Raw genomic sequence first — 16,976 nt, 5'->3', positions numbered from 1 at the left:
CTAGTGGAACACAGCCACCGGCAGGAACTCAACCTCCCGGCGGAACGCAGCAGCCCTCCGTGTTGCTCACTGGGGTGCAGACCTTCACTGGCGGCGCGCATCCGCCGGCGACTACCCAGCAAACTCCTGCCCAGATTGCGACCCAGACACCATCTCAGACTTCTGCACAGATCAGCGGCGTCGACACGAGCGTTGCGACGGAAGATCGGAACGTCGTTTCAGGATCATTGGTTGCCGGCGGCAAATTGCAGATCGTCGACCCTGATCCAGGACAGGATCACTTCACCGCGGTCACCGGTCCTGCCGGCGCAGGTGCCTATGGACATTTCGAAATTCACGCCGACGGCCAGTGGAATTACCACGCCGACAACGCCCAGGCGGCCGTCCAGGGGCTGAAGCCAGGTGACACACTGACCGACAGAATTACGGTTCAGAGCGTGGACGGAACGTCTCATCAATTGCGGGTCGTTATCACCGGCACCAACGATGCCCCTGTGTTGAAGGCTGCGACGGCCTCGGCGACGGAGGACGGCAAGTCTGTTACCGGCCAGATGGTGGCAACCGACGTCGATCACGGCGACACTAAGACCTTCGCGGCCGGTCAGGCGGTCGACGGCTTTACCATGAACCAGGATGGTTCCTGGAGCTTCGACCCCAGCCATGCCGCCTATCAGCATCTTGCCGCAGGCCAGACCCAGCAGCTGACGATCCCGGTGACAGTGACCGACCACGCCGGGGCGGCGGATACGCAGAACCTCGTCATCACGGTCACCGGCAGCAATGACGGTCCCGTTGTGTCCGGCCCGGTCGATCTCGGCAGGGGAACGGAAGATCATTCCGTCCAGATCTCGGCGGCGCAACTGCTGGCCCATGCCACCGACATCGACACGGGCGACATTCTGTCGGTGACGGGGCTGAGTGCGGACCACGGAACCATCAGTGGCGATGCTACGCATGGCTTCACCTTCACCCCGGACCCGGATTACAACGGCCCGGTCACGCTCAGCTACCAGGTCACCGACGGTCACGGTGGAAGCACCGCCCAGACCGCCTCTCTGACGCTGGCTGCGACTGATGATGCCGCCATCATCACCGGGACTGATACGGGTGATCTCACCGAGGACAAGAATGTCGGACGATCGTCCGTGCATGAGCTCGGTGTAAGCGGCATCCTGACCGTCCACGATCCGGATGGCACGGCCTTCGACCACTTCCAGTCCAACAGCCTGGGCGAACACGCGGTCTCGGACCCCTTCGGCGGCAACTTGCACATCCTCCCCAGCGGATGGTGGGGATACGAGGTCGACAACACTCATCCGGCCGTCCAGGCGCTTGCCGCGGGCGAAGAGGGACATGCGATCTACGAAGTGCACTCGGCCGACGGCACTGCGCACCGGATCAATATCACCATCCATGGCACCAATGACGGGCCTGTCCTGAGAGCAGCGACTGCCTCGGCCACGGAGGACGGCAAGTCCGTCACCGGCCAGATGGTGGCAACCGACGTCGATCACGGCGACACAAAGACCTTTTCGGCTGGCCATGCAGTCGACGGCTTCAGCATGAACCAGGATGGTTCCTGGTCCTTCGACCCAAGCCATGCGGCCTATCAGCATCTCGCGGCGGGCCAGACCCAGCAGCTGACGATCCCGGTGACAGTGACCGACCACGCCGGGGCAACGGATACCCAGAACCTCGTCATCACGGTCACCGGCAGCAACGACGGGCCCGTTGTGTCCGGCCCGGTTGATCTCGGCAGAGGAACGGAAGATCATTCCGTCCAGATCTCGGCGGCGCAGCTGCTGGCCCATGCCACCGATATCGACACCGGAGATACGCTCTCCGTGACTGGTCTGTCTGCAAGCCACGGGACCATCACCGGTGATGCCGCGCACGGCTTCACCTTCACGCCGGACCCGGATTACAACGGTCCGGTCACGCTCAGCTACCAGGTCACCGACGGCCACGGCGGCACGGTTCAACAGAGCGCGTCGCTGCAACTCGCGGCAACCGCTGACGCCGCCATCATCACCGGGACTGACACGGGTGATCTCACCGAGGACAAGAATGTCGGACGATCGTCCGTGCATGAGCTCGGTGTAAGCGGCATCCTGACCGTCCACGATCCGGATGGCACGGCCTTCGACCACTTCCAGTCCAACAGCCTGGGCGAACACGCGGTCTCGGACCCCTTCGGCGGCAACTTGCACATTCTCCCCAGCGGATGGTGGGGATACGAGGTCGACAACACCCATCCGGCCGTGCAGGCGCTTGCCGCGGGCGAGGAAGGCCATGCGATCTATGAAGTGCACTCGGCCGACGGCACCGCGCACCGGATCGATATAACCGTCCATGGCACCAATGATGCTCCTGTTCTGAGCGCGGCGACGGCCTCGGCGACGGAGGACGGCAAGTCCGTCACCGGCCAGATGGTGGCAACCGACGTCGATCACGGCGACACAAAGACCTTCTCGGCCGGCCAGCCGGTGGACGGCTTTACCATGAACCAGGACGGGTCCTGGAGCTTCGACCCCAGCCATGCCGCCTATCAGCATCTTGCCGCCGGCCAGACCCAGCAGTTGACGATCCCGGTGACGGTGACCGACCACGCCGGGGCGACCGACACCCAGAACCTCGTCATCACGGTCACCGGCAGCAATGACGGTCCCGTTGTGTCCAGCCCGGTCGATCTCGGCAGAGGGACGGAGGACAAGGCTGTTCTGATCTCTGCGGCGCAGCTTCTCGCCCATGCCACGGACATTGACACGGGAGATGTCCTCTCCGTCTCGAACCTGACCGCGAGCCACGGTACCATCACGGGAGACGTGGCCCACGGCTTCACTTTCATTCCGGATGCCAACTACAACGGTCCGGTGAGTCTTAGCTACCAGGTCACCGATGGTCACGGCGGAAGTGTCTCGCAAACCGCAAGCCTGGTTCTGGGGGCGACACCGGACGCAGCAGTCATCACGGGAACCGACACGGGCTTGGTGACGGAAGACAAGCACGTCACTGGAGGCTTGCTGACGGTGGACGGCACCCTGATGATTGTTGACCCGGATGCAGGCGAGTCGGCGTTTGCGCCGGTCACGGGCGTGGCTGGTGCGGGGACATACGGCACATTCACGCTGGATGCCCAGGGCCACTGGACGTATACGGCCGACAACAGTCAGGCCGCCGTTCAGGCGCTCCAGGTAGGTGGCACGCCGCTCACGGACACGCTCACAGTCGCCAGTCTTGACGGGACCACCCATGACATCACCGTCACCATTACGGGGACCAACGATGCCCCGGTCCTGATGGCAGCGACAGCCTCGGCTACCGAAGACGGCAGTTCTGTCACAGGACAGATGGTGGCAACGGATATCGACGCCGGAGATACCAAGGCCTTCTCCATCGGTCAGCCCATCGACGGCTTCACGATGAACACGGACGGTTCGTGGAATTTCGACCCAAGCCATGCGGCTTACCAGCATCTGGCAGCCGGTCAGACCCAGCAGGTCACCATCCCGGTCGCTGTCACCGACAGCGCCGGGGCAACTGACGCGCAAAGCCTTGTTATCACCGTAACCGGCACCAACGATGGTCCGGTCTTGACTGCTGCCGCCGCATCGGCAGTGGAAGACGGCAAGGTCGTCACGGGACAGATGATCGCCACGGACGTGGATACAGGCGACACGAAGAGCTTCTCGATCAGTCATCCCGTCGATGGTTTCGCGATGAACACCGACGGCTCCTGGACTTTTGATCCGTCTCACGCCGCCTACCAGCATCTGGCGCAAGGCCAGGTCGAACAACTCACTATCCCGGTGACCGTGACCGACAGAGCCGGTGCCACCGATACGGAAAATCTCGTCATTACCGTGACCGGTACCTACGACGCCCCCGCCGTGACGCCATCCGTTGCAGCAGTGCAGGGCGTGGGCTCACAACATCTTTCCGGAACGTTCAGCAGCGGTGGCCAAGGTGGATGGGGCATCGACAATGGGCATGGCGGTGTCGTCCTTTCGCTGCAAGGCCTCTACGGGACATTGGTCATTGATCAGCAAACCGGGCACTTCGAGTATCACTATCAACAGAACTCGGGTGTCATAAAGCAGGGCGGGACTTCCACAGCGTCTGGTCAGCACATCGACACCTTCCACATCGTTCAGCAGGGCGCCTCTGCCGGGACTGCGGATGTTCAGGTCCAGATCGATGTTCAAAGCGTTCACGGCAGCAGTGGCCACCATGTCGATCACACGGTGCTGCAAGGCATTACCTTCTCTCCTGTGCCAACCGTTCAGCATGATGCGCCCGATGAGCCAGATATTGACGACATCACCATCGATCTGATGAGTGCCGATCCAGCTCCACCGCCAGACCACGACACGTCTTCCCAAGACGTTGCGGATGCTACAACCGGGCTTGGTCACGTCGAGAGCCAGACCGGTGACACCAATCCGGATGCGCCGCAGCAGCCACCAATTGAACCTGCTGACGCCGGAGCCGGAAGACTGGCTTCCTATTTCGAGGCAATCGGACAGGATCCGGAGGCGCCTCAGGCTCCGCCGGTACACGCAGACCAATTGGGTGCCTATCTTGATGCAGTCGGTGTCGATCCTGCCAGCGCCACGACTTTGAGCGATCTGCCAGACCCAGCGACGCTGCCGGGCGATGATGTGTCAGACCTGGATGATGACGGACAACAGGGTGCGAGTACCGCCGCCCCGGATGACGTTTCTGTTGCCGATTTGCCAGATCCTCTCTTGCCCAATCCAAATGACGATACGAACCAGCACGGGTAGGCGTGTCAGGCCGCCTAAATTCCAATCGGGACTAAAAGATATGTTCAAATTCGGAATTTGCTTCACTGTCGCACTCACCTTTGCAGCGGTTCCCGCTACCGCCGGACAGTGGCGCGCTGTTTTTCCTGCCGGCGAAAGGATGCACAGCAGCTCATGGGCACTCGAAAGGGGATGCGGCCCGAACCAGTTGGCAGGTGCCTCGTGTTCCATCTTCAACGGGCGGTTCGTCCGGGTGTCGGCGCAGCCGTCCAAAGGTGTCGCCTATTGTGGCGAGGCGGCAGGAAAACAGAGAATTGAATACCACACACCGGAACAACCCGACGGGGAATGGGATGCTGTCGTGACGGTGAACGGGACCGATATAAGAGCTATGACAGCCTATAGCTACTTCGGCAAAACACAACCGCCGCGCGGCTTTGTGGTTGCCCTCTTGGGGGAAGACCACTCCGAATACCTGGTGTTCGAAGACGACGGTCAGCGTTGGCTGGAATTCGGCGACAGCCGCTACGACGCGTGCGACTGACCAACAGCCACGTTGAAGACGTTTCGGCCAACGTGAGCAAGGCCACGCAAACTATATCCCTGACCGAGTGGCCGCCTCCTCCTCACGCAGCTTTTTACAAAGTGGAACAAGGCAGCCTGCCACGTATCCCTGAATACGCGACCTGTCAGTGGCTGATCATCCAGGGGCGTTTTGAGGGGAACGTCTTGCTGCCGTCGGCCTTGTAGACCGCACTTGAGCGAAAATTTCCTTTCGAGCCGGAACAGCACGAGCAGCCCGACGGGTGACGTTTTCGGTTTTCCCTCGCACTGTCGTCACGATCCGACTTGGTCGAGAATTTCGGGTTGTGCCGGGAAGTTTCATTGCGTTGATGGGCTGCCCGGTCGCTGGGAGACAGGCCCGACATATGCGGCGCCTGAAGGATTGCGCGCGGGGCTTCCGCCTTGCAGATCGGACATTCGATCGGATCCGCATGGGCGGACATCGGCCGGTTGGCCGAGATGGGACCGCAGGAAGCGCACAGATAATCGTAGGTCGGCATGATTGATCCTGAAAGACGGAAAGCCGGCTCGCCGGCGGAAGGGGTTTGAGACGGGCAGGGCCCGTCTCGTCTTCGCGTCCGGATCAAAGATCCGGGGCAAGCGGAACGTCGACCGATCCGTCAATGAAGGTCTTCGGTCCGTCCGCACCCGGCATCATGTCGAAGTCGAAGATGTCGGTCGGCAACCACAAGGTGGCACAGGCATTCGGAATATCGACCACGCCCGAAATATGTCCCTGCACTGGCGCCGTTCCCAGGATGGCGTAGGCCTGCGCACCGGAATAGCCGAACTTCTTCATGTACTCGATGGCGTTGAGGCAGGCCATGCGATAGGCGATGTGCACGTCAAGGTAATGCTGTGTGCCGGCCTCATCGACCGAGATGCCTTCGAAGATCAGGTAGTCGTCATATTTCGGCGTGATCGGTGAGGGTTTGAAGATCGGGTTCTTGATCCCGTATTTTGCGACCCCGCCCTTGATCAGGTTGACCCGGATGTGCAGCCAGCCGGCCATTTCGATCGCGCCGCAGAAGGTGATTTCACCGTCGCCCTGGCTGAAATGCAGGTCACCCATGGAGAGACCGGCACCGTCCACATAGACCGGGAAATAGATCTTCGAACCGCGCGACAGATCCTTGATATCGCAGTTGCCGCCATGTTCACGCGGGGGAACCGTCCGTGCGCCTTCGGCAGCCGCCTTGTCGCGCGCTTCGCCCTTGAGCTGTCCCATATGGGCAGACTGGGTGTTCGGCAGGGCGGCAAGTGCCGGAACGCGGTCAGGATCCGTATCGAACAACGATTTTTCGCGAGTGTTCCACATGTCCAGCATCTTGCGGTCCGGCAGGCAGCCGATCAGACCCGGGTGGATCAGGCCGGCATAACTGACGCCCGGCACATGGCGCGAGCGCGTGAACATGCCTTCGAAATCCCAGATGGATTTCTGGGCTTCCGGGAAGTGTTCCGTCAGGAACCCGCCGCCATTCTGCTTGGAGAAAAAGCCATTGAATCCCCAGAGCATTTCTTCCTTGGCGCCGATGTCGAGGATATCGACGACCAGCAGGTCGCCCGGTTCGGCTCCTTTGACGCCGATCGGACCGGAGAGGTAGTGCACCTGTTCCAGTTCGACATCGCGCACATCTGCCGCGTCGTCGTTGTTCTTGATCTGCCCGCCGGTCCAGTCATAGGTCTCGATCTTGAAGTCGTCGCCAGGCTCCACCCAGACCGCCATCGGAATATCCGGATGCCAGCGGTTATGGACCTTTTCATTGGTATGCGGGGACTCGCTCAAATCTACCGAAATCAGTGTATCTGCCATGGGGTTCTCCTCTGGATTTGCGCCTGAAAAGCGTGCGCTGTTGAACTGGATGAGCTGGTTAGACGGACAGGAATGCGGAGACTTTTTCCTCGTCGACGCTTGCCCGCGGTTCGTCGTGGACAAGGCGGCCGTTCTCCAGGACGAGCACCCGGTCGGCGACGTCGAGGGCGAAGGACAGAACCTGTTCCGACACAACGATGGAAAGTCCGCGCTCGTCGCGGATACGTTTCAGGACGCGGCCCATCTCGCGGATGATCGACGGCTGGATGCCTTCGGTCGGTTCGTCCAGCAGCAGGACCTTCGGGTTGGTCGCCAGCGCGCGGGCAATCGCCAGCTGCTGTTGCTGGCCGCCCGAGAGATTGCCGCCGCGACGGCCCTTCATGTCGAGCAGCACCGGAAACAGCTCGTAGATGTCGCCGGGAACCTTGCTCTGGCCGCTGATGGTCAGGCCGGTTTCGATGTTTTCCTGGACCGTCATGGTCGGAAAGATCATCCGCCCCTGAGGCACGTAAGCGATGCCCCTGGCGACGCGCTCGTAGCTCTTCATGGTGGTGATGTCGACGCCGTCGACCGCGGCAGCGCCGTTGCTGGTGGGCACGATCCCCATCAGGGATTTCATCAGCGTGGTCTTGCCCATGCCGTTGCGGCCCATGATGGCGATGATTTCTCCCGGCGCGACCGTGAAGTCGAGGCCGTGCAGGACTTCGCTCTGGCCGTAGGCAACGTGATACTGTGCAACATTGAGCATGGTCGCCTCCTAGTGGCCGAGATAGACGTCAATGACCTTGGGATCGGCCTGCACCTTTGCCATGGAGCCCTCGGACAGGATCTTGCCCTGGTGCAGGACGGTGACGCGGTGGGCGATGTCCTCGACAAATTTCATGTCGTGTTCGACAACCATTACCGAACGTCCCTTGGTGATTTCGTTGAGAAGCTTCGCGGTCTGCTTGCGCTCCGAGACGCTCATGCCGGCAACAGGTTCGTCGAGCATCAGGAGTTCCGGGTCCTGGATCAGCAACATGCCGATCTCCAGCCATTGTTTCTGGCCGTGGCTGAGCAGGGCTGCCTGCATGTCCAGGAGCGTGTCGAGGAACACCATTTCGGCAATCTCGCGCACGCGGGTCGTCACCTCCGCATCGCGCTTGAAGGTGAGGGCACCGAAGACACTGCGGCCACGGGGAAAGGAAAGCTCCAGGTTCTCGAAGACCGTCAGGTCCTCATAGATGGACGGGTTCTGGAACTTGCGTCCGACCCCCTCAAGCACGATCTCGTGTTCGCGCAGCTGGGTCAGTTCTTTTTGGCGGAACTTGATCGAGCCGGCGGTCGCCTTGGTGCGGCCGCAGATCAGATCGAGAACCGTTGTCTTGCCCGCGCCGTTCGGTCCGATAATGACGTGGATCTCATTTTCGTCGACATAAAGGTTCAGGTCGTTCACCGCCTTGAAGCCATCAAAGGAAACAGACAGGTTTTCGATGGACAGCAGGAAGTCGGTGTTGTTGCTGATGGTGTTCATGTGTCTCTCCTATTCGGCTGGCTTTGCGGTTGCGTCGCCGTCAAGGTCGGGGGGAGGGCTGGCTGGTTCTAACCTGTTGCCGCTATTGCCCCGTGAAATCAGCCGGTCGACATGCGGTGCCAGGTAGGTGCGATAGAGGCCGGACAATCCGTTCGGGAACACCAGGACAACGGCGATGAAGAGCCCGCCCAGGCCAAAGAGCCACAATTCGGGGAAGGTTTCGGAAAAGGTGGTCTTGGCCCAGTTCACCAGCAGCGTTCCGTAGACCGCGCCGAAGATGGAAAGCCTGCCGCCGACCGCACAGAAGATGACCATCTCGATGGAAGGAACGATGCCCACGAACGAGGGGGACATGAAGCCGACCTGCAAGGTGAACATTGCGCCGCCAATGGCTGACAGGACCGCGGCAAAACAGAAGACGAAGATCTTGATGTTGGAGACGTCGTAACCGGAAAACCGGACCCGGTCCTCCTTGTCCCTGACGGCGACCAAGAGGCGGCCGAGCTTGCTTTTGAGAACGAACTGGCTCAGCAGCAGGACGGCGATCAGAAGACCTCCGTTGACGTAGTAGAGAACGTATTTGGCCTCGTCGGTGCGGATGTCCCATCCCTTCAGGGTCCTGAGATCCGTGATGCCGTTGACGCCGCCGGTGTAGCCCTGCTGTCCGATGATCAGGATCGTCAGGATGGCTGCGATTGCCTGGGTAATGATGGCGAAATAGACACCGCCAACCCTTCGCTTGAACATCGCTGCACCGATAACAAAGGCGAACAGCGCGGGAAGGACGATGATGGCCAGCAGCGTGAAGGTCAGGCTGTTGAAGGGTTCCCAGAACCAGGGCAGGGACGTGATCTGGTTCCAGTCCATGAAGTCGGGAATGCCCGGGGTGGACTGGATCGCGGTCGCTTCCGGCGTGGAGGCTTCCAGCTTCAGGTACATGGCCATGCAATAGCCGCCCAGACCGAAGAAGACGCCTTGCCCAAGGCTCAGGATACCGCCCTTGCCCCAGCACAGCACCAGCCCGATAGCGACGAAGGCATAGGTCAGGTATTTGCCGAACAGGTTGAGACGGAAGATGTCCATCGACAGGGGCATCAAGACGAAGATCAGCGCGGCCACGACCAGCAGTCCGATCAGTTCCTGTCGAGACAGCAGGGATTTCACATGTGTCATCGGAACCTCCTCAGCGACGGATTTTCAGGGAGAAGAGACCTTCGGGGCGCAGCATCAGGATCCCGACGACGGTCAGCAGGGTGAGGACTTTCGCCATGGAGCCGGAAAGGAAGAACTCCATGGTGGACTGGGCCTGACTGATGGCGAAGGAAGACGCGATCGTTCCGAGCAGGCTTGCAGCGCCGCCGAAAACGACGATCAGGAAGGTATCGACGATATAAAGCTGCCCGGCGGTGGGGCCGGTCGACCCGATCATCGTGAAGGCGCTGCCGGCGATGCCCGCAATGCCGCAGCCGAGCGCGAAAGTGTGCCGGTCGACCTTTTCGGTGTTGATGCCGACGGCCCCGGCCATGACGCGGTTCTGGACCACAGCGCGGGTCTGCATGCCCATGCGGGAGCGGAACAGGATGAAATAGACGCCGATGGCGATGACCAGGGTCAGTACCATGACGAAGATGCCGTTGATCGGGATTTCGATGATGTCCGTCAGCGGCACGGACCCGAGCAGCCAGTTCGGCAGGCTGACGCCGACTTCACGCGCGCCGAAGATCGACCGGTAGGCCTGCTGAAGGATGAGGCTCAGGCCCCAGGTCGCCAGCAGGGTATCCAGCGGACGCTTGTAGAGATGCCTTATGAGCGACCATTCGACGAGTGCCCCGAGTGCACCCGCAGCGACGAAGGCCAATGCCATGGCGAAGAAGAAGTAGATGCCGAACAGGGACGGGACATAGGTCTCGACGAAATTGGAGCAAAGATAGGTGACATAGGCGCCCAGGATCATGAACTCGCCATGAGCCATGTTGATGACGCCCATCTGGCCGAAAATGATTGCAAGACCCAGGGCCATGAGGACGAAAACGGAAAACAGGATCAGTCCGGCAAAACCCTGCATGGCGAATATGGACCCGAGTTCCGTCCATGAATAATCGGCGAACATTGCGCGCGTCTCCATGCTGCGGGGTCAAGACGGAACGCCTGTTCCCCTGCTGCGAATAAGGGTTTGAAACGAAGGGGACGGGCGCTGCGCAGGCTGCCTCCACGCAGCGCCCCGGTTATGCCCGCTTTCTGGAAGGGCGTTTCCATCCCTGGGGGAACTGTCGGAGGCTTATTGGTAGCCTTCCGGGAACGGATCCGGCTCCATCAGGTCGGCCGTCTCGTAAACCAGCTCGTACTGGCCGTCCGGCTTGGCAAGGCCGATCCGGGTCTTGGACCACAGGTGGTGATTTTCATGGACGCGGACATAGCCTTCCGGCGCGGTGGTGAGTTCGATGCCCGGGGAGGCAAGACGCACCTTGTCGATGTCGAAGCTGCCGGCCTTTTCAACCGCGGCCTTCCAGAGCCAGGGGCCGAGGTAGGCGGCCTGCGTCACGTCGCCGATAACGATGTCATCGCCCCACATTTCCTTGAAGGACTTGACGAATTCGGCGTTGTTCTCATTGTCGAGAGACTGGAAGTACTTCATCGCGGCATAAGCGCCTTCGATGTTTTCGCCACCGATGCCGCGGATTTCATCCTCGGTCACGGAGATGGTCAGAAGAACAGGCTTTTCCTTGGTCATGTCGATGCCGGCAGCCTTCAGCTGCTTGTAGAAGGCAACGTTGGAACCACCCACGACGATGGCGTAGATCACGTCCGGCTTCTTCAGCTTGATCTTGTTGATCACCGAGTTGAACTGGGTGTGGCCGAGCGGATAGTACTCTTCGCCGACGACCTCCAGGCCAAGCTTTTCGATGTGCTTGCGGGCGATCTTGTTGGACGTCCGCGGCCAGATATAGTCTGAACCAAGCAGATAGAAGCTCTTGGCGCCTTTTTCCTTGGCGACCCAGTCGATGCCGGCGATGATCTGCTGGGTGGCTTCCTGGCCGGTGTAGATCACGTTGGGGGACTGCTCCAAACCTTCATAAAAGGTCGGATAGTAGAGCATGCCGTTATACTGCTCGAAGACGGGCAGAACGGCCTTGCGCGACGCGGATGTCCAGCATCCGAAAACAGCCGCGACCTTGTCGTTGACCAGCAACTTTTTCGCCTTTTCGGCAAAGGTCGGCCAGTCGGACGCGCCATCTTCCTGGATGTATTCGATCTTGCGTCCAAGCACGCCGCCCATGGCGTTGATCTGGTCGATGGCGAGCTTTTCCGCCTGCACCGACCCGGTCTCGGAAATCGCCATGGTTCCGGTGACTGAGTGCAGGATGCCGACCTTCACGGTGTCTTCGGTGACCGCAAGGCCAGTCGTGTTGGCGTCGTCGGCGATGGCAGGTGCAAATGTGCTGGCGGTGGCCAGCATTGCCGCGGCTGCCGTGCCTGACAGCACGGACCGGCGAGAAAGCCGGTGGTCAATCAAGTCTTTCAGACGTTTCATTCTCTGGACCCCTCTGAGGTTGAGGTTGAAGCAGAGCGCCGTGAAGCTCCTCCGCATGCATTCAAGGCTCGTCCGGAATTGTGCAGTGCCGCAATGCGTCAGTTGCTGTGGGTTATTTGACTTATTTCTCCGCACTGCCGCATGTGAAAGACTTCCATGTTTGGAATAAATTCATAGTCCAAAAATCTGAAACTCGATCTTAAGGTAAGTTGTCATTCGTATTTTTTGAATTCGAATGACTTGTATTGATGGGAATATTGAAATTTTTTAATATTTTTTGAGTGAGGCATAGAAATTGCTAGGAAGTTTGTCGATCGGCGGTTGTCGATCAATTTGAGGGGGAGGTCGCAAATCTTGAACAAAAATGTGCATGAAAAATAGATGCGATGCACAATGAGTGGGCTGGCGCGCCGGTTCCGGCGGGCGGGATGGTGAAGGGCAATGGGTAGTCATCAGCGGGTTGTACGCCTGCGGAGAACATACAATCAGTGGGTCGCAAACCAGACCCTGGAGGACTTTGCGCTCCGTTTCACCGCCAAAAGCGCCCGCCGCTGGTCTCCGGTCTGGGTTGCCAACACCGCGCTGGGCGCAATTTCCTTCCTGGCCCTTGAGGCGATCGGGGCAGCCGTCACCTACAACTACGGTTTCACGAATGCCGTCTCGTCGATTGGCGTCGTCTGCCTGCTCATCTTCATTACCGGCCTTCCGATTGCTTACCATGCCGTGAAATACGGCGTGGATATCGACCTGCTCACCCGCGGAGCCGGGTTCGGTTATATCGGCTCGACAGTGACCTCGCTGATCTACGCAAGTTTCACTTTCATCTTCTTCGCCCTCGAGGCGGCCATCATGGCAACGGCGCTGGAGCTGTTCCTCGGTGTGCCGCTCAACATCGGCTACCTTCTGTGCACGCTTGTGGTCATTCCGCTGGTGATCTACGGCATCACCCTGATCAGCCGGCTGCAGATCTACACCCAGCCGCTCTGGATCGTGTTGCAGATCCTGCCGTTTGCTTTCCTGGCCTGGCAGGGCGTTGCCCCACTGGACGACTGGCAGAACTTCTCCGGCCGGCTGGGCGACGAGGGCGGCCAGTTCAGCCTCCTGCTTTTCGGTGCTTCAAGCGCCGTTCTGTTCTCGCTGATCGCACAGATCGGCGAACAGGTCGATTTCCTGCGCTTTTTGCCGCGTCAACGGCGCGGGCACAGGCTGAAATGGTGGTTCGCCCTTCTGGCGGCAGGTCCTGGCTGGATCCTTATCGGCGCGCTGAAACTGCTGCTGGGGTCGTTCCTGGTGGTTCTGGCCCTGCAGAGCGGCCTCAGCCCGGACAAGGCAATCGAACCGACGCACATGTATCTGGTCGCCTTCACCAGGGCCACGACGCCGGAGGTGGCAGTCGCCCTGACAGGGCTCTTCGTGATTGTCTGCCAGGTCAAGATCAACGTGACCAACTCCTACGCCGGCTCCATTGCCTGGTCGAACTTCTTCTCCCGTCTCACCCACAGCCACCCGGGCCGGGTGGTGTGGCTGGTCTTCAATGTGTCGATTGCACTCGCGCTCATGGAGCTTGGTGTCTACAAGGCGCTGGAACGCACGCTCGGTCTTTATTCCGTGGTTGCCGTTGCCTGGATCGGCGCGATCTTTGCCGATCTTGTCATCAACAAGCCGCTTGGGCTCAGCCCGAAACATATCGAGTTCAAGCGTGCCCATCTGTACGACATCAATCCGGTCGGCCTTGGCTCTATGGGCGCGGCGAGCCTGATCGCCCTCATTGCCTATTCCGGGGTGTTCGGCCAGACCGCTCATGCGCTGGCAAGCTACATTGCTCTGTTTACCGCCATTCTCCTTGCCCCACTGATCGCCTACGCGACCGGCGGCAAATATTATATCGCCCGTGAACCGGTACGGGCTGTAACCCCCGACGGCGAACGGCCCCCCGACATTCAATGCTGTATTTGCGAGCATACGTTCGAGCATGAGGACATGGCGCATTGCCCGGTCTATTCGGGGCCGATCTGCTCGCTGTGCTGCTCGCTCGACGCGCGCTGCGAGGATGACTGCAAACAGGAAGCACGCATTGGCGACCAGGTCACCGTGCTGCTTCATTCGATCCTTCCGGACCGGATCGCCGGCTGGATGAGCTCCCGGATCGGGCTTTATTTCAGTGTCATGATCCTGATCACCGCTTCGCTCGGGGCGATCCTGTCGCTTGTCTATGTCGAGGCGGAAACCATTTCGCCGGGGGCGGGCAGCGAAGGGGTTGGCAGGGCGCTGACCCAGGTCTTCTTCATTCTGCTGGTCACCTCGGGTGTCATGGCCTGGCTGTTCGTTCTTGTCCACGAAAGCCGAAAATTCGCCAATGAGGAAACAAGGCGCCAGACCAGCCTTTTGATGAAGGAAATCCGCGCGCACAAACGCACCGACGCCAAGCTGCAGAAAGCCAAGGAAGCCGCGGAGGCCGCCAACGAAGCCAAGAGCCGTTATGTGGTCGGCATCAGCCACGAACTGCGTTCGCCGCTAAATGCGATCTCCGGCTACGCCCAGTTGATGCGCAAGGACCCGGCAATCCCCGCCCACAGACGAGACGCCGTGAAGGTGATCCAGCATTCGGCCGATCACCTGGCCGGGCTGATCGAGGGCCTGCTGGACATCTCCAAGATCGAGGCCGGGCATCTCACCATCTACCGGGAACGGTTCAACCTGCATGAATTCCTGGCGCAGACCGTCGACATGTTCCGCCTTCAGACCGACGCCAAGGAATTGCGCTTTCTGTTCGAGCCTGCCGAAAACCTTCCGGTGTTCGTGTTCGGTGACGAGAAGCGCTTGCGGCAGGTGCTGATCAACCTGTTGTCGAACGCCATCAAATGGACAGACACAGGAAGCGTCAAACTGAAGGTGTCCTATCACAGCCAGGTTGCCGAATTTGCAGTGGTCGATACCGGCATCGGCATCGCTCCGGAAAATCTCGAGCGGATCTTCAATCCGTTCGAACGCATAGAGGAGGACGGCAAGGAGGCCGTTCCCGGGACGGGGCTCGGTCTGACGATCACCAAACTCCTGAGTGAGGTGATGGGCGGTGACATACAGGTTTCAAGCACGGTTGGTGCCGGCAGCACGTTCAAGGTCCGCATGCTGCTGAGCGCCGCGGAAGCGCCGATCCAGGCGGGGCGGGCGGAAAAACGCATTCGCGGGTATCACGGTCCGATCCAGACGATCATGGTGGTGGATGACGACCCCGCCCAAAGGGCGCTGGTCAGGGATTTCCTGTCGCCTCTCGGTTTCAAGGTTCTTGCAGCTGCAAGCGGCCGCTCGTGTCTGGCGATGGTACAGGACGAACGTCCCGATGCCTTTCTGCTCGACATAAGCATGCCGGGCATGAGTGGCTGGGACCTTGCCCGCAAGCTGCGGGAAAGCGGATTTGGCGATGCGGTCATCATCATGATTTCGGCCAATGCGGATGACAGCGGCCGGGACCCGGTGCACCGTATCTATCATGACGATTACCTGGTGAAGCCCGTGAGGCTGCAGGAATTGCAGGACAAGCTTCAGCTGGCATTGAAACTCGTCTGGCGCACGGACGACCCCGCGGCAGCGCCGCCGGCAGAGGGCCTGCGATCGTCGGGCAGGGCGATATTCGAGAAGGCCTGCCTGCCGTCGGAAGAGAGCCTCGGGATTTTGAAACAGCTGAGCGACATCGGCTATGTGCGTGGAATAAAGGCAAAACTCGACGACATCGAGGCGCATGAGCCGCATGCGGCGGACTTTGTCCACCACATGCGGCGTCTCATCAAGGAATTCGATCTCACCCAATACGACAAGCTTCTGGAAAGGCTCGGACATGATCATGAATGCTCCTAGTCAGGCCGAGACGGTGCTGCTGGTCGATGACACGCCTTCTTCCCTGGGCATGCTTTCGGACGCCCTGGAGGAAGCCGGTTTCACAGTTCTGGTGGCCCAAAGCGGTCGAAAGGCGATAGAAATCGCAGCCCGCGTGATCCCCAATGCGATCCTCATGGACGCGATCATGCCGGAGCTCGACGGTTTCGAAACCAGCAAGCGCCTGAAGGCGCTGGAAGACCTTCGGGATGTGCCGGTTCTCTTCATGACCGGACTGAGCGAGACGGAACATATTGTCAGGGGGCTGGAATCAGGTGGCGTCGACTATGTCACCAAGCCGGTCAACCCGGACGAACTGATCGCCCGTCTGCGCGTGCACATTTCCAACGCCCGAAATTCGCGCAGCGCCCATGTCGCACTTGATGCATCCGGTCGTTACTTGATGTCGGTCGACCTCTCGGGCGCTGTATGCTGGGCGACACCGCAAGCCTCCGCGCTGCTTGGTACGGGCACGGCCGAGGACGCAGCGGCAGCCGGGCAGTTGCCGGAAGCTGCCGTCGACTGGCTGCGCCATTACCTGCTGCCACAGGGAAAGGCTGCCCAGAAGGAAGAGGACATTGTTGCCCGCATCAAGGGACGGGAGTTGCGGTTCACTTATGCCGGCAACATCAGTGCGGGTGAGCATCTGCTGCGCGTGTCGGATGTCTCGGACAGCGTGCCTTCCGAAATCCTGAAGGATGCCTTCGACCTGACGGAACGCGAAGCCGAAGTCCTGATCTGGATTGCCAACGGCAAGTCCAACAAGGAAATCGCCTCCATTCTGGACATGAGCCCGCGCACGGTGAACAAGCATCTGGACCGGATCTTCGGCAAGCTGGGCGTTGAAAACCGGACCTCGGCCGCGGTTGTTTCACTGAGACGCATCCTGGAAGGCTGAACTCGGCTCGCAAGAAA

Annotated in this window: 11 protein-coding genes; 4 read left to right on the top strand and 7 right to left on the bottom strand. The window is 60.1% G+C overall.

Annotated elements, in window-relative coordinates:
• The first annotated feature begins 59 nt into the window (after window positions 1-59).
• Together HCG46_RS08740 and HCG46_RS08735 are read left to right on the top strand one after the other, a co-directional pair.
• Window positions 60-4,787, top strand: coding sequence for a VCBS domain-containing protein (locus tag HCG46_RS08740; RefSeq protein WP_168685766.1), 4,728 nt, complete (start codon window positions 60-62; stop codon window positions 4,785-4,787).
• Window positions 4,788-4,926: 139 nt separating this feature from the next.
• Window positions 4,927-5,310 (top strand): hypothetical protein, encoded by a 384-nt coding sequence (locus HCG46_RS08735; protein WP_168685764.1) that lies wholly within the window; start codon window positions 4,927-4,929, stop codon window positions 5,308-5,310.
• A 145-nt stretch (window positions 5,311-5,455) separates the two neighbouring features.
• Here HCG46_RS08735 and HCG46_RS08730 read toward each other — a convergent pair whose 3' ends face one another.
• The 7 genes from HCG46_RS08730 to urtA all read right to left on the bottom strand — a co-directional run bounded on the left by HCG46_RS08730 (window position 5,456) and on the right by urtA (window position 12,113).
• Entirely contained in the window at window positions 5,456-5,830 is a 375-nt protein-coding gene (locus HCG46_RS08730; protein ID WP_168685762.1) for an FmdB family zinc ribbon protein, read from the bottom strand.
• An 83-nt stretch (window positions 5,831-5,913) separates the two neighbouring features.
• Window positions 5,914-7,143, bottom strand: coding sequence for a formamidase (fmdA, locus tag HCG46_RS08725; protein ID WP_055658422.1), 1,230 nt, complete (start codon window positions 7,141-7,143; stop codon window positions 5,914-5,916).
• Window positions 7,144-7,201: 58 nt separating this feature from the next.
• The gene (gene urtE / locus HCG46_RS08720; protein ID WP_055658424.1) at window positions 7,202-7,891 is read right to left on the bottom strand and encodes an urea ABC transporter ATP-binding subunit UrtE; all 690 of its coding nucleotides are present in this window, start codon (window positions 7,889-7,891) and stop codon (window positions 7,202-7,204) included.
• A 9-nt stretch (window positions 7,892-7,900) separates the two neighbouring features.
• Window positions 7,901-8,656: an urea ABC transporter ATP-binding protein UrtD gene (urtD, locus tag HCG46_RS08715; protein ID WP_022999885.1), complete on the bottom strand. Its 756-nt coding sequence runs from the start codon at window positions 8,654-8,656 to the stop codon at window positions 7,901-7,903.
• Window positions 8,657-8,665: 9 nt separating this feature from the next.
• On the bottom strand, window positions 8,666-9,829 hold the full coding sequence (gene urtC, locus HCG46_RS08710) for an urea ABC transporter permease subunit UrtC (RefSeq protein ID WP_168685760.1): 1,164 nt from the start codon (window positions 9,827-9,829) through the stop codon (window positions 8,666-8,668).
• Window positions 9,830-9,839: 10 nt separating this feature from the next.
• Window positions 9,840-10,766, bottom strand: coding sequence for an urea ABC transporter permease subunit UrtB (gene urtB, locus HCG46_RS08705; protein ID WP_031268940.1), 927 nt, complete (start codon window positions 10,764-10,766; stop codon window positions 9,840-9,842).
• 168 nt (window positions 10,767-10,934) lie between these two features.
• On the bottom strand, window positions 10,935-12,113 hold the full coding sequence (gene urtA, locus HCG46_RS08700) for an urea ABC transporter substrate-binding protein (RefSeq protein ID WP_208984573.1): 1,179 nt from the start codon (window positions 12,111-12,113) through the stop codon (window positions 10,935-10,937).
• A 516-nt stretch (window positions 12,114-12,629) separates the two neighbouring features.
• Between urtA and HCG46_RS08695 the strand changes: the two genes are divergently transcribed.
• Window positions 12,630-16,043, top strand: coding sequence for an ATP-binding protein (locus tag HCG46_RS08695; RefSeq protein ID WP_168685758.1), 3,414 nt, complete (start codon window positions 12,630-12,632; stop codon window positions 16,041-16,043).
• On the top strand, window positions 16,030-16,959 hold the full coding sequence (locus HCG46_RS08690) for a DNA-binding response regulator (RefSeq protein ID WP_062491827.1): 930 nt from the start codon (window positions 16,030-16,032) through the stop codon (window positions 16,957-16,959). The genes HCG46_RS08695 and HCG46_RS08690 overlap by 14 nt, the downstream gene beginning before the upstream one ends.
• The last annotated feature ends 17 nt before the right edge of the window (window positions 16,960-16,976 follow it).

This window comes from Labrenzia sp. PO1 (assembly GCF_012273635.1).
Taxonomy (GTDB): domain Bacteria; phylum Pseudomonadota; class Alphaproteobacteria; order Rhizobiales; family Stappiaceae; genus Roseibium; species Roseibium algicola.
This window is presented reverse-complemented; position numbering and strand designations above follow the sequence as displayed.